Genomic DNA, 14767 nt, shown 5'->3' with positions numbered 1-14767 from the left:
CATACTGCAATCTTTTGACTTGAGTGGAAAAGTAGCCTTGGTGACTGGCTGCAAGAGGGGAATTGGCAAGGCAATCGCCGAGGCATTGGCTGAAGCCGGAGCAGATATTATTGGAGTCTCAGCGTCGTTAGAAATTGAAGGCTCGGCTGTAGAAAAATCCGTAAAAGCATTGGGCAAAAATTTCTATGCCTATCAGTGCGATTTTTCTAAGCGGACAGCGCTTTACAGCTTTATTGAGAAAGTAAAATCAGACCATCCAACGATCGATATTCTGTGTAACAATGCTGGAAATATACTCCGAAAACCAGCCGCTGAACATCCGGATGAATACTGGGATGAAATCATTGAAATCAATCAAAATGCGCAATTTATATTAACCCGTGAAATTGGGAAGGATATGATTTCACGTGGAACTGGAAAGATCATATTTACAGCGTCTTTATTAACGTTCCAAGGAGGCATTAATGTTCCAGGATATGCGGCCTCGAAAGGTGCCATAGGATCTATGGTAAAGGCTTTTGCTAATGAGTGGGCATCCAAAGGTGTCAATGTAAACGGATTTGCTCCAGGCTATATTGCTACGGACAATACCGAGGCCCTTAGAGAAGATCCCGAACGTTCGAGGTCCATTTTGAGTCGTATCCCTGCAGGCCGCTGGGGAACACCCGAAGATTTCAAAGGACCGGCAGTATTCCTTGCTTCCAGAGCTTCCGACTATGTCCATGGAACCATTCTTACCGTAGATGGTGGTTGGATGGGGAGATAAATGATCAATCCATAGTGGATTAGTTTGCTTTAAAAGTCTTTATCTCTCGAGATAAAGACTTTTTTTCCAAAACTGTCTGTTTTCAAAGGCCATCAAGAACTTTCATGCCCGTTTTTGATCCAAAGGAATCATGAGAGTTTTTTACGGTTCTAAATCCCAGATTGCTAAACGATGCATTTGGATGTACAGAACCTATATAAACGCTATTGAAAGCTGCACAGCTATTTTTACTACACCACCAAGAGCCTCCACGGGCATGGGCAACAGAACGGTTGCCATCTCTTTCAAGCCTTCCGGTGCAAAACTCAAAGACATTTCCGAAGATATCATAAAGCCCCCATGGATTGGGATTGAATTTTCCAACAGGTGAAGTATAAAGATAACCATCGGAATAATCGGCTTTCAAATGATCTTTTCCATGCCAAACATTGGCATAATCGGCCATATTCTCCTTAGTGAAACCGTCGAAATAGGGGCCTTCGCTTCCTGCCCTAGCCGCCACCTCCCATTCGTCAAAAGTGGGCAATCTGCAATCCGCCCATGTACAATAGGCCAGCACATCTTTATAGGAGATACAGGTAACAGGGTGATCCATTTTGGTTTCGATTCCGCCGCGACTTATACCGTTGGGAAAGCGCCAATAAGCCGTGCTGTCGGGTAGCCAACGAAACTCTGGCAAGCCAGGCTCAAAGACCATGGCATTGTGATAGCGTTCTGCTAAGGTCTTATAACCTGTTGCCAGAATAAATTTCTCAAATTCAGCGTTCGTCAGCTCAAACTCCGAAATCCAAAAGGAATCAATATGTACAGCCCTTTTGGGATTCTCTATACTGTTTACTTCACCCAAATGATAATTTCCTGCTGGAATTTGGATATATTTTCCAGCTTGCGCTTCACAACGGAGATATAAAAAAAACAAACCAATCACATAGAACAGCTTTTTCATAATCATTAGCATTGGTTATAATACACTTTTACGGCTTCTATATTATACCTCTTATTTGACCCTATTCATCATACTGCGATTTTTAAAACCGAATCGCCTATTTACCTTTTCTATAGTTGTAATAATTCAGGGCCCGTTTAAAGATCAAGGCCTCATTCTCTTTATTATAGTTTAGATAAGAGTAATAGTTGCTATTTTCACCATATAGTTTTTTAAAAGAAGTAGACGTTGTAAATTCCTGATATTCGCCACGCTTCATGAGTAACATCAGCAACGTCAGCGCATCTTTATCTTTTGGTGTTTTCTTGGCATAATCAATAATAAAAGGAATCATTTCCCAAGCATTGATCTCCACTAGTGCATGCTTATAATTTACTCCCATTCGTTTGCTCCGGAGCACAGATTCCTGGATAAGCTTCATTACGGAATCCCTATTTTCATTTAAAAAATCAGTCTGTCTTTGAGACCAGGAAGTTTCATTAAAACCGTCCAATAATGTTCCAAATATTTTTTTGTCAACTTGAGTCTGATATTCAGGTATAGCGCAATTCTGCGCATATCGTTCTGCATGAATCATGGTATAGGTAAACTTTTCGCGCAGTGATAATCTGCTGAAATCTGTTGCTGGAATTGCATTTATACTGGCATCGGTTGTTTCGTTATCTTCCTCAGGAATAATCTTGGCAATTAATGCTTTTACTTTGGTCAGACCATAGGGTGGTATGGTCATTTTACTACGCATTTCAATCGCAGCAGGATCCATATAAAGGCCATTTTCATCCTCTTGAGCCGTTTGCGCAGAACCATTCATCCAACACAGGAAAGAAATAAAAAATAAAAGTCCCCTTTTCATAACGTATGATTTGTTGTATTTTAAAAATAAAGAAATTATCGCTACAAAAACTATTCCTTTTATATGCTATTATCTGCTAGATTATGGCTCCACCTACCGTAATTACAATGATCCCATTCCGGATAAAAAAAAGCCCCAGATTTAATGAAACCCGGGGATAGTATATTTTATGTATACGTTTATATATTAAGAATATAAACCTTTTTTATCGATAAACTCAATCACCTTTTGGGGTGTAAAAAATTGAATATTTTTATTTTCTTTAATGGCTCTTCGTAAAAAAGTAGATGACAATTCCATTAATGGTGTATCCGTCAGTGTGATAGCGGGATGGTCTTTAAATTTTTCAGTATCGTACCCAGGCCTTGGATAAACATAAATCTGATAATCACGCAAGATAATATCTGCATTCTTCCACTTCGCTAAAGAATCCAAATTATCTTGTCCCATGAGCAGTACAAATTCCCTGTTTGGATATTTTTCTTTAAGATGTGTCAATGTATCAATTGTATAGGACGGTATTGGTAAATGGAACTCAACATCACAGACCCGCAGATGATCACAATCTTCCAACGCTAGATTTAACATTTCTAATCGATCGTAAGGATCTGCCAAGGTAGATTTCTTTTTAAATGGATTCTGTGGAGAGACGACAAACCAAACTTCGTCCAATCCAGTAAAATTGGCCATATAATTGGCTATAATCAAATGCCCTATGTGCACTGGATTAAAAGATCCGAAGAACAAACCAATCTTTCGCATGAATTTATTTATTGATAAATTCCATTACAATATCTTCAGCTTCGGCACAGGCTGTAGCTAAATCAAAATTCTTTAAGATAACATCAAATTTATTGGCATAGGTAAGTTCCAATTCGGCCTTAGCAAAGCGTTCTTTTAATTTATCCTCGGAATCCGTTCCACGTCCTGTCAAACGTTCTTTAAGAACTTCCAGTGACGGCGGTTGGACGAAAATAGAAATCGCCTGTTCAGGAAATTTTGATTTTAAACGTAATCCACCAACAACATCGATATCAAAAATAACGTGTTTACCTTCTTTCCAAATACGTTCTATTTCCGATCGCAAAGTTCCATAAAATGTTCCAGAATATACTTCTTCAAATTCAATGAACTCTTGTTTCGCTACTTTATGTAAAAATTCTTCTTTGGACATAAAATAGTAATCTTTTCCATTCACTTCCTGCCCTCTTGGGTCACGGGTACTAGCTGAAATGGAAAACTCAATCTTATCACCATGTTTACTTAAAAGATCTCTTACTATTGTTGTTTTTCCAGCTCCCGACGGTGCTGAGAAAATTATTAATTTACCGCTCATTCTTACAATACGTTGAGCAATTGCTCTTTTATTTTTTCCAATTCTTCTTTCATTCTGACCACAATCTGCTGAATGCCGGCATGATTGGCTTTAGAACCAAGGGTATTGATTTCCCGACCCATTTCTTGTGAAATAAAACCTAATTTTTTTCCGTTTGAATCGGCTGAATCAAACGCTTTTAAAAAGTAGTTGCAGTGGGAACGCAGTCTAACTTTTTCTTCGGTCACATCCAATTTGTCGATGTAGTACACCAGTTCCTGTTCGAATCTATTTTGATCAACATTTTCTTTGCCAATGGTATCATTCAAAAATTGCTCGATACGCTGTCTGATCAAAGGTATGCGCTCAACTTCCAACAATTCTACTTCGGCAAGATAAGCTAAGATTAGCTCCGCGCGCTTTTTTAGGTCTCCGGCAAGTACATTTCCCTCATCCTCACGGAAGGTATTGAAGCGTTTGACGGCGTCATAAAAAGCATCCATCAATACTTTAGCCTCTTCATCATCGACCGAATCATCATTGTTGGTAATTACCTCCGGCATATTTAATGCAAGTTCAAACAGATTGACATTCGTATCATTGAGTTCCACAGCAATTTGCTGCAACTGATTATAGTATTTTTTGAGTAAATCAGCATTAATGGAAGAAGCTTTAGCGGTTTGATCCGTGTATTCAACCATCACAGTCAAATTGACTTTACCTCGCTCAATAAGTTTACTACATTCAGTACGCAGGGTCAATTCCTTGTCTGAAACGATTTTGGGCAAGCGAAGATTTAATTCAAGAAATTTTGAATTTAAGGACTTTATTTCGACACTATATTTGACTATACCGTTATCGGCAGATGCAGTGCCATATCCTGTCATGGATTTTATCATATGCAAAGGTATGACTTTTCAGTAAAAATTGAATACCCTAAAGGGATTAATTGCTGATACTCCTTAAATTAAGGTTCGTCATTTTTACCAATCATGTTTAGCAATGATAACGACTAAGTAACTTTCATAGGGCTTTGCCCCTTTGCATTCGACATAACCAATTCCAATATCATATAAAGAAGCATTCCACTGATCCATACCCAATAAATGGGTACGGTGGTGATAGCCCGGAGACTCTTTTCCTATAATCAAAGCTTTAACCGCAGCTGTAGCGCTCGCTCGATTGGCAGCAATCGATTCAAAATTGTTTGCGCTTCGTTTTGACAACCATTCGGGATTAAGTTTATAACCGGCCTCTTCTATGAAATAATTAGGTCCGTAGCCCTCCGGCGATACGTGGTCAAAATACGAGCGCTTGGCCATATCTTTTGCGCGATAAACGGCAACCTCTGCCAACTGTTTATTCCAATTGAGTTTAGTCCGTTTTATCTTCTGTAAATTAAAAAGGTTCAGTTCTTTCGTATACTTCTCTGGATTTGTACGAATGTTGTTCAATAGTTCATAGGCCTCCCGCGCTTGACGGTGATCGACAACAACACGCTGTGCTAAAGCGAACTGTGTAAAAAACATGGTAAATGCTAAAACCAAATAATTCATACCTAAATAGTTATTTTCATAAGCTCGTGCTGCACAACTTTCTTGTATAAAGCAATAACCAGATCATTCACATTCCCACATTTAGATGCGAGCATGGATCAATCATACAGAAAAAAAATGCCCTTTCAATGGTAAATACGAGTATACTGCCGATTTTATTTGCCTCGTTTACTCAAAAGCTTTTTTAAAACAATTGCTCGGCCATCAACCTTAGTACTTCTCAAGTAACAATAATTCGTACTTACCCTTTAACCTTAAAAGACGATATTTAGTATGCAACGTTTAATCTTTTTTTGAATTTTTAGCCGATAAAAACTGTACAAGCATGGGTATTAAGCTCATAAAAATAACGGCCAAAATAACTAGCGAAAAATTATGCTTGAAAAATGGGATCTGCCCAAAATAATAACCTGAAAGCGTAAAAACTAATACCCATAATGCGCCGCCTAAAATATTGTATTTACCAAAGGTTTTGTAGGACATTCTGCCAATACCTGCTACAAATGGTGCAAAAGTTCTGACAACGGGTACAAATCGGGCATAAATAATGGTCCTCGTTCCGTGCTTAGCATAGAAATTTTGTGTTTTTTGAAGATAAGAAGGTCTGAATATCTTCGATCCTGGTTTAAAAACCCTCATTCCAACATATTTACCGATTTCATAATTCACAAAATCCCCGGAAATAGCAGCAAGAATTAGGATCAAAACAATCAACAACAGAGAAATATGACAATCTGGACGAGCGACTATAGCTCCCAGAGCAAATAAAACAGAATCTCCGGGTAGAAATGGGGTAACCACCAATCCTGTCTCTGCAAAGATGATTAAAAATAAAATCAGGTAGGTCCAATTTTCATAACTATTGATCAGCTGCAAAAGATGCTGATCAATATGCAATATGACATCTATGAATTGTGAAACGATTTCCATTTTCCATATATAAAAAAAGGAGTCTTATAAGACTCCTTTTTTTGATTTGAATTTTTCTTTTATTAGCTCAAAGATTATGGGCAATACAGATAAAAAAATAATGATCAACACCACCTTCGAGAAGTTTTCGCGTATAATAGGAATATTTCCCAAAAAAAATCCAGCAAGCGTTATACCACCTACCCACAATACCGCTCCTACAACGTTATAAGTGATGAAGGTACCATAATTCATCTTTCCAATACCACCAACGAAAGGAGCTAGCGTGCGAACAATGGGTACAAAACGCGCAATAACGATAGTTTTACTACCATATTTCTCATAAAAAGAATGGGTTTTGGCAATCTGCTCGTCTTTGACAACTTGCTTACCGAAGAGTTTAAATTTTGTTAGGCGCATACCAAAATGCTTTCCGATAGAATAATTCAGGGAATCACCCGAAACTGCAGCTACTAACAAGATAAAAATCATCAGCCATACATTGAGATCATTTGGCTGTGCGGCTAGCATACCCGCAGCAAATAATAAAGAATCTCCTGGCAAAAAAGGCATCACAACCACACCTGTTTCCACGAAAATAATAAGAAACAGAATAAGGTAGGTCCAAGTCTGATAATCATTGACTATTTCCACCAGATGTTTGTCGATATGGAGAATAAAATCAATGAGATGCGTAATTAGTTCCAAACCGTGATAAAGATTAAGCGTTGTTTAACATAACCGGCATCACCAACATCAAAATATCTTCATGATCTTCCGATACTGCTGGAATCAATAAACCAGCACGATTTGGCGTACTCATTTCCAGAACAACTTCTTCACTCTCCAGGTTATTTAACATCTCAACGAGGAACTTGGCATTAAAACCAATTTCCATATCGTCACCTTCAAATTGACAGGATAAACGTTCATGCGCTTCGTTAGAAAAATCTAAATCTTCTGCTGATATATGCAATTCACTTCCCGAGATCTTCAAGCGCACCTGATGTGTGGTTTTATTAGCAAAAATCACCACGCGTCTCAAGGTATTTAAAAACAATAATCGGTCTACGGTCAATTTGTTAGGATTAACTTGAGGAATCACAGCTGCATAATCTGGATAACGTTCATCGATTAAACGACAGATCAAATTAATATTGCCAAAGCTAAAGAACGCATTGGTTTGATTATATTCTATGGATACGGTAACATCATCGGATGGTAGTGACGATTTAAGCAATGAAAGCGCCTTTTTCGGTAAAATAAGGGACGCAGGCTTCTCAGCACCAATATCCGTTCTCGAGTAACGCACCAATTTATGCGCATCAGTAGAAACAAACGTGACATTTTTTTCTGCCAATTGCACCAATACACCAGACATAGCTGGTCTCAATTCGTCGTTACTGACGGCAAAGATCGTTTTACTGATAGCTTCTGACAAGATCGGTGCTGGCATCTGAATAACCGAACCATTATCGATGGAAGGAATTTTAGGAAAATCGTCCGCATTTTCTCCACTCAATTTATATTTTCCATCACCCGCACTGATCTCAATAGCCAAAGTATTCATGTCTACTGAAAATGCAACAGGTTGATCGGGCAAGGTTTTTAATGTCTCAATCAATATCTTCGAAGGCATGGCTACTCTTCCTTCTTCTTTTGCTTCGATCTGTAAAGAAGTAACCATACTTGTTTGCAGATCTGTAGCAGAAATAGTCAAGTTATTGTCTTTTATTTCAAAAAGAAAGTTTTCCAAGATAGGCAAAACAGTACTTGTACTGGACGCGCCATTGATAGCTTGTAACTGCTTTAATAAAATTGATGTTGATACAATGAATCTCATTTCCTGAATACTAATTATTATGTGCAATAATACACAAATTAATCAATATTTTTCAGTTTTATAGGCTGCTTTCTTTCCACATCAACAGATTTCAGTGGCTCAAATAAGCATTTGTATTTCAATCAATAAGCACAGCAACACAAGGATAGAAAGCAAATTCGGCCCGATAAATCACAATATTTATTACATTTGTATAATAGCGGTATTGTATGCAGTTTAAAGAGATCATTGGGCATAAAGACATCAAAGAACATTTAGTTCGCACGGTTAAGGAAAATCGTGTGAGTCATGCGCAATTATTTCTTGGTCCCGAAGGTTCGGGCAGTCTTGCTTTAGCCTATGCGTATGCGCAGTTTTTAAATTGCGAAAATCGACAGGAAACCGATAGTTGTGGCGAATGCCCCTCCTGTAGAAAATATAACAAGCTGATCCATCCCGATCTACATATGTCTTACCCTTTTATAGCCAAACACAAGGAAGACACAGCAACGGATTATGCAGACAAGTGGAGAAAATCCTTTTTATCCAATCCATACATGGGATTGGAGTATTGGCGCAGCCGATTGGATGCAGACAACAAACAAGTCAATATCAATATTGCCGAAGCCCATGCTATTATCAAGAAGTTAAGTCTCAAATCTTTTGAAGCTGATTATAAGGTTTTAATTATGTGGCTTCCTGAATACCTCGATACGCAAGGCAATGCCTTATTGAAGCTGATCGAAGAACCACCCGAAAAGACGCTCTTTATCCTCGTTGCAGAAAATCAGGACAAAATATTAAATACAATCATATCGCGCACACAATTGGTCAAGATTAAAAAATTAGATCATAGTGAGGTCACGCTGCATCTAAAGAATGTACATCAGCTTTCAGATCAAGAAGCAGCAGAAATTGCTTTTATTGCAGATGGAAATCTTCAGGAAGCAATGAACCTATTGCACGCGCAGACTAATAATCATTTTGGTATTTTAGTAAACTGGCTTCGTTTTATCGTCTCGGATGCTGGGACCAATATGATTTCCTTGGTGGAAGAAGAGCTATCAAAAATTGGTCGAGAAAACCAAAAAAGCTTTCTTTTTTATGCAATCAGTATGATGCGTCAAATCATATTGATCAAAGAGGGGCTTTCCAATCTCGTATTCTTACCGGCGAAAGAACTGGATTTTGTTCAGAAATTTGCCGTACATTATACCCTTGAACAAATTGAAGCAACTATAAATCTATTGGAGGAAACACATTATTTTATAGAAAGAAATGCAAATCCCAAAATATTATTTTTAGATTTATCTTTGCAGTTAACATTAATATACAAGTACAAAACGTTTCCGAAAGGAACTCAATATATAATATAGAAAACTATGGGATGTGGCAGTTGCTCATCCGGCGGAGGTTGCGGTACTACCACGGTAAATGGTACACCGGCAGGATGTCAGAACAATGGCTCTTGCATGACTAGCGGATGTAATAAATTAGATGTATATGACTGGCTTTCCGATATGGATATGCCTTCAAACTATAAACCATTTAATATCGTCGAAGTACGATTTAAGGGATCGCGAAAAGATTTCTTTATTAATGTAGACAATATCTACCTTGAAATGGGTGAGATGGTTGTTGTTGAGCCCTCTACAGGGGGCTATGATGTCGGCCATGTCTCCTTAACGGGTGAATTGGTTAGACTACAGCTCAAAAAGAATAATGTTACCCCTGAGATGGTGACAAAAAAAATCTATCGGAAGCCTAATGAGGTTGATGTTGAGAAGTATAACGCGGCAAAAGATCTCGAATGGGAAACCATGCACAAGGCGCGCAAACTCGCGCTGGATTTGGGTTTATCGATGAAAATATCCGATGTCGATTATCAGGGGGATAAAACGAAGGCTACCTTCTATTATACTGCTGAGGGTCGTGTAGATTTCCGCGAGCTCATTAAAAAAATGGCTGAAGCGTTTAGGATACGCATTGAAATGCGCCAGATCGGTATGCGACAAGAAGCCAGTCGCCTTGGTGGTATTGGTTCATGCGGACGTGAACTCTGCTGTTCAACCTGGCTAACAGATTTCAAAACGGTATCCACATCGGCTGCACGTTATCAAAACTTATCCCTGAATACATTGAAGCTAGCAGGACAATGCGGAAAATTAAAATGTTGCCTCAATTATGAATTGGATAGCTATATGGATGCACTTAAGGATATTCCTAATAACATAGACCGCATCGAAACGCTAAAAGGAGTCGCATATCTTCAAAAAACTGATATCTTCAAAAAACTGATGTGGTTCTCTTTTCCTGGAGCAGAAAATTGGATTGCATTACCCGTTCAACAAGTCAGAGAATTTGTAGAAATGAATAAGCAGGGCATTAAACCGGAAGCAATTTCAAGTGTAATGGATACTGATGAAATCAAAGAAGAAAAAAATATCAAGCACGATTACGAGAATGTAGTCGGACAGGATAGCTTAACCCGACTTGATGATCGAAATAAAAGAAAGAAAAAGAGAAAATCCAAAAGCAATACCGGTAAACCTGAAAATAAGACTGGACAAAAAGCTGAAAAACCCGAACAGAGTACATCAAAACAAAGTGGTAAACCTCAGGTAGCAAGCGATGTTGTTAGCCCAATCGCGAATAAAGACAGCAAAGAAGGGGCTAATAATAGGCCCAAAAAGCGTTTCAATCGTCATCGGAATAAAAACAAAGGCAGTAATAACAATAATACACCGAAAGCAGAATAAAAGAATATGCCTAATTTTAACCCATTAGGCATATTCTTTTATATAAATAGACATGAAACTCAAACGCACTCCTCTCCTCCTTGGTTTGTTATGTATTGGCATAGGGTATTCTTGTGACCAACCGTTTGTTATAAATGAAAATAAACCTATTGGTAATAAAGCTTGGCTAAATACATCATTGCCCAGTTTTCAATTTCATATCGCCGACAAAAATAAACGATATGATGTATTGATGGATGTCCGTCATACGCCAGAGTATGCCTATTCCAATCTTTTTGTACTTATTTATCAACTGGGTCCAGATAAAAAGCAATACACTTTTCGTAAAGAAATAAAAATGGCCAGCGCTGATGGAAAATGGATAGGAAAATCTTCCGGCAGCTTGTACAATAATCAATCCGTCATCCATACAGATTACCTATTTCCGGATACAGGAACTTATACTATTGCTATCGAACAGCACATGAAACAGAATCCGTTGAAAGAAATTACAGATGTAGGGCTAACCGTTGTTCCAAAATGATAACCTTATTACGATATCTATTATTTCCTTTTACGATGATCTATACCGTGGTAGTCTGGATAAGAAATAGATTATATGATCATAAGCTGCTTGTGTCGCGCTCTTTCAATATTCCAACTGTTGTTATAGGAAATCTTGCCGTAGGGGGAACAGGGAAAAGCCCAATGACTGAATTTGTGGTTTCTATTCTTAAGAGTCACTATAAAACAGCTATTCTCAGCCGAGGATATGGACGTCGTACAAAAGGTTTTTATCTCGTACAGACGGATTCAGTGGCCATGGATGTCGGCGATGAGCCCTTACAATTCAAAAATAAATTTCCAGATATTACAGTTGCGGTTTGTGAGGATCGTTGCACCGGAATTAAAAAACTTGAGTCCGCTCATCAACTCGTTATATTGGACGATGCGTATCAACATCGAAAATTATCACCGCTCTTCAATATATTATTATTTGATTTTCTATCGTTTTCACATCCTATGCTCGTATTTCCCACAGGAAATTTTAGAGATTTGCTTGTTGAGGCAAAACGAGCGCAGATCATAGCCATTACGAAATGTCCAATTGAACTGCCGACCGAAGACAAAAGACAAATAGAGAAGAAAATCAGGTATTATAACAAAGAAGCATTAATCGTATTTAGCTATATTGACTATCTTGAACCTATCGATAGTAAGGGAAGTGTAGTCGATATTAAAGGCAAAGACATTATTTTGGTTACTGGTATTGCCAAACCAGAACCTTTAGTAGATTATCTCCAAAAACAAGCAAATGTTATCCAACACATTTCCTTTGGAGATCACCATTCCTTTAACGAATCTGATATTAATAAAATTGTAAAATCATACCACAGTTCGACGAGTAGCAACAAAATCATATTGACAACTGAAAAAGACTTTCAACGTTTAAAACCTTTTAGAAAATACTTTACTGCTATTCATCTGGTTTACTTACCGATCGGACTTCGGTTTCACGACACGCTCCAACAGAAGTTGTTTTGTAAGAGACTGCATGATGCAGTGGCTCAAAGTGTTAATCAACCTTAAATTTTGTTAAGAGCAGCTGCTATACTAAACCTTTTCATCAAATTTATATTCTATATGAAAGCGGAGAAGCTCAAAAGTTCTTCTCGCTCTTTAATGAACAAATGATTGTGCCACGACAAGCACACGTGATATAAACTATATAAACGATGAAAAAGAAAATTTTAATGGCAGTAGCATGTTTATTTTTAAGCGCTACAGGTGTTGTTTTTGCTCAACAGCGTCAGCAACGTAGTCCAGAAGAACAGGCTAAAATGCGCGTAGAGCATTTAGACAAATTATTAAGCCTCAATCAAACCCAAAAAGATTCTATCTATAATCTTACGCTAAGTCAGGCTCAACAACGGGCTACACTAAGAAATGATGGTGGGGATAGAAAAGCGAATATGGAGAAATTTAAGCAACTTCAAGAAATGCAAGCTGCTAAGATCAAATCATGGCTAACTCCTGAACAAGTTAAGTTATTTGATGAACAACAAGAAAAAATGAAAGAAAGAATGTCTAAACGCTAGAGTTTTCAATGAAAGACAGGTCTTTGGGGTAAAAAGCAGAAAGGGCAATCCATGTAGGATAGCCCTTTCTGCTTCTACTTAAAGTAATCGACATTAAGATTTTAACTTTTTCATAATGTCACTCACGTAAGTTTTAAACTTCTTGTCAGTTTCAATTAAATCCTCTACGGTTTGACAGGCATAAATAACAGTGGAGTGATCTCTTCCTCCGAAGAATGCTCCGATCGATTTGAGTGAAGATTTGGTATGTGCCTTTGCTAAATACATCGAAATTTGCCTGGCCTGCACGATTTCCCGCTTTCTAACTTTCGACTTTACCATATCCACAGGAACTTCAAAATACTCACAAACTAATTTTTGAATAAAATCCATTGAAATTTCTTTGTGTGTATTCTTTACAAAATTCTTCAACATCGATTTTGCTAACCCCAAATCGATCTCTTTCTTGTTCAATGTAGACTGAGCCAAAAGTGAAACCATTGCTCCCTCTAATTCACGAACACTGTTATCGATCTGTGTGGCGACATATTCAACGACATTTTCTGGTAAGTCAATACCATCGGAATACATCTTCTTCTTCAAAATTGCCATCCTTGTCTCAAGATCCGGAATCTGAATATCTGCAGATAATCCCCATTTAAAACGACTAAGCAGACGTTCTTCCAAACCAGCCAAATCTTTAGGTGCTTTGTCTGAAGTCAAAATAATCTGCTTACCAGATTGATGCAAATGATTAAAAATATGGAAAAAGATATCCTGTGTTTTTTCTTTACCTGCAAAGTTGTGTACATCATCCATAATAATGACATCCATTGCCTGATAAAAGTTGACGAAATCATTGATTGTATTATTTTTCAATGAATCCACAAACTGTTGACAGAATTTCTCACACGACACATAAATGACCAGCTTATCGGGAAGATTTCTTTTGATCTCATTTCCGATTGCTTGAGCAAGGTGTGTCTTTCCTAAACCAACATCTCCATAAATCATCAAAGGATTGAATGAAGTACCACCAGGCTTATTTGCCACAGCATATCCTGCTGATCGTGCAAGACGGTTACATTCACCTTCGATAAAATTTTCGAATGTATAGTTTTGATTCAATTGCGGATCAACCTGCAATTTTTTCAATCCAGGAATAACAAATGGATTTTTGATATCTCTATTTAAAGATACCGGTACAGGGATCGATTGCCTTTTCCCCTCTGCTCCATTGCCATTCGATGGAAGATTAGTCGTATAAGGATGAGAAGCTGAAGACTTCTCTACTACAATATTGTATTCCAATCTACCTTGTTCTCCTAAAAATTTCTTTACGGTCTTGCGAAGAATTCCTACATAGTGTTCTTCTAGCCACTCATAAAAAAATAAGCTAGGCACTTGAATAGTCAAAACGTCACCCTCCAAACGGACTGCTTTCACAGGTTCAAACCAGGTCTTGAAACTTTGTGCTGGTATATTATCTTTGATAATCGAAAGACAATTATTCCAGACACTTGAATACGTTTTTTCCATTCTAAAATTGTTAATAAGTTGATTTACAATACGCGACAAAAAATATGTTGATAACTTTCTCTGAGAACGAAGATGACAAAAAAAAATCAGCTAAAAAACTAAAATAAAAAATAATTAATAAGATCTTATATATCAGAAATTTACAGTGTAAAATTGTGGAAAACTAGCGCTAAAATTGATCTCTAAAAATAATTATTAACATTCCAAATTTATTTAAAAAAAAGAACCAAAAGACGTGTAAACTT

The 14767-nt window shown here is 37.6% G+C and carries 16 protein-coding genes; 6 read left to right on the top strand and 10 right to left on the bottom strand.

The features are described 5' to 3' along the window. Nucleotide 1: 1 nt before the first annotated feature. A complete protein-coding gene (locus tag VXM68_RS05305; RefSeq protein WP_294348026.1) occupies nt 2-766 on the top strand; it encodes an SDR family oxidoreductase in 765 nt (254 codons plus the stop codon). Nucleotides 767-848: 82 nt separating this feature from the next. Here VXM68_RS05305 and VXM68_RS05300 read toward each other — a convergent pair whose 3' ends face one another. From VXM68_RS05300 to dnaN, 9 genes are all read right to left on the bottom strand, one after another. Then, nucleotides 849-1712, bottom strand: a complete 864-nt coding sequence (locus VXM68_RS05300; protein WP_367210644.1) for an SUMF1/EgtB/PvdO family nonheme iron enzyme — start codon at nt 1710-1712, stop codon at nt 849-851. A gap of 97 nt (nt 1713-1809) precedes the next feature. Beyond that, complete coding sequence (locus VXM68_RS05295) at nt 1810-2565, bottom strand: hypothetical protein (RefSeq protein WP_367210643.1); 756 nt, start codon at nt 2563-2565, stop codon at nt 1810-1812. Nucleotides 2566-2751: 186 nt separating this feature from the next. Further along, nucleotides 2752-3327, bottom strand: a complete 576-nt coding sequence (gene nadD, locus VXM68_RS05290; RefSeq protein ID WP_209576976.1) for a nicotinate (nicotinamide) nucleotide adenylyltransferase — start codon at nt 3325-3327, stop codon at nt 2752-2754. Between the two features lie 4 nt (nt 3328-3331). Then, complete coding sequence (gene gmk, locus VXM68_RS05285) at nt 3332-3901, bottom strand: guanylate kinase (RefSeq protein ID WP_209576974.1); 570 nt, start codon at nt 3899-3901, stop codon at nt 3332-3334. 2 nt (nt 3902-3903) lie between these two features. Further along, nucleotides 3904-4779: a YicC/YloC family endoribonuclease gene (locus VXM68_RS05280; protein WP_294185621.1), complete on the bottom strand. Its 876-nt coding sequence runs from the start codon at nt 4777-4779 to the stop codon at nt 3904-3906. 84 nt (nt 4780-4863) lie between these two features. Then, nucleotides 4864-5436, bottom strand: a complete 573-nt coding sequence (locus tag VXM68_RS05275) for a CAP domain-containing protein (protein WP_367210640.1) — start codon at nt 5434-5436, stop codon at nt 4864-4866. Nucleotides 5437-5718: 282 nt separating this feature from the next. Beyond that, complete coding sequence (locus VXM68_RS05270) at nt 5719-6366, bottom strand: DedA family protein (protein ID WP_367210639.1); 648 nt, start codon at nt 6364-6366, stop codon at nt 5719-5721. Between the two features lie 24 nt (nt 6367-6390). Further along, nucleotides 6391-7053, bottom strand: coding sequence for a DedA family protein (locus VXM68_RS05265; RefSeq protein ID WP_367210638.1), 663 nt, complete (start codon nt 7051-7053; stop codon nt 6391-6393). A 13-nt stretch (nt 7054-7066) separates the two neighbouring features. Further along, entirely contained in the window at nt 7067-8188 is a 1122-nt protein-coding gene (dnaN, locus tag VXM68_RS05260; protein WP_088159749.1) for a DNA polymerase III subunit beta, read from the bottom strand. A gap of 209 nt (nt 8189-8397) precedes the next feature. Here dnaN and VXM68_RS05255 point away from each other — a divergent pair, with 209 nt between their 5' ends. The 5 genes from VXM68_RS05255 (at nt 8398) to VXM68_RS05235 (ending at nt 13004) form a co-directional block, all read left to right on the top strand. Beyond that, a complete protein-coding gene (locus tag VXM68_RS05255; protein ID WP_293955895.1) occupies nt 8398-9543 on the top strand; it encodes a hypothetical protein in 1146 nt (381 codons plus the stop codon). A gap of 6 nt (nt 9544-9549) precedes the next feature. Next, complete coding sequence (locus VXM68_RS05250) at nt 9550-10926, top strand: stage 0 sporulation family protein (protein WP_367210637.1); 1377 nt, start codon at nt 9550-9552, stop codon at nt 10924-10926. 52 nt (nt 10927-10978) lie between these two features. After that, entirely contained in the window at nt 10979-11449 is a 471-nt protein-coding gene (locus tag VXM68_RS05245) for a gliding motility lipoprotein GldH (protein ID WP_367210636.1), read from the top strand. Then, nucleotides 11446-12495 (top strand): tetraacyldisaccharide 4'-kinase, encoded by a 1050-nt coding sequence (lpxK, locus tag VXM68_RS05240; protein WP_367210635.1) that lies wholly within the window; start codon nt 11446-11448, stop codon nt 12493-12495. Before VXM68_RS05245 ends, lpxK begins: the two co-directional genes overlap by 4 nt. A gap of 146 nt (nt 12496-12641) precedes the next feature. Beyond that, nucleotides 12642-13004, top strand: coding sequence for a hypothetical protein (locus VXM68_RS05235; protein ID WP_293955890.1), 363 nt, complete (start codon nt 12642-12644; stop codon nt 13002-13004). 93 nt (nt 13005-13097) lie between these two features. Here VXM68_RS05235 and dnaA read toward each other — a convergent pair whose 3' ends face one another. After that, nucleotides 13098-14522: a chromosomal replication initiator protein DnaA gene (gene dnaA / locus VXM68_RS05230; RefSeq protein ID WP_046672557.1), complete on the bottom strand. Its 1425-nt coding sequence runs from the start codon at nt 14520-14522 to the stop codon at nt 13098-13100. Nucleotides 14523-14767: the final 245 nt, after the last annotated feature.

The organism is Sphingobacterium sp. R2 (genome assembly GCF_040760075.1).
Classification (GTDB): Bacteria; Bacteroidota; Bacteroidia; order Sphingobacteriales; family Sphingobacteriaceae; genus Sphingobacterium.
Note: the sequence above shows the minus strand (reverse complement) of the source record. Positions and strands in the feature narration are given on the sequence as shown.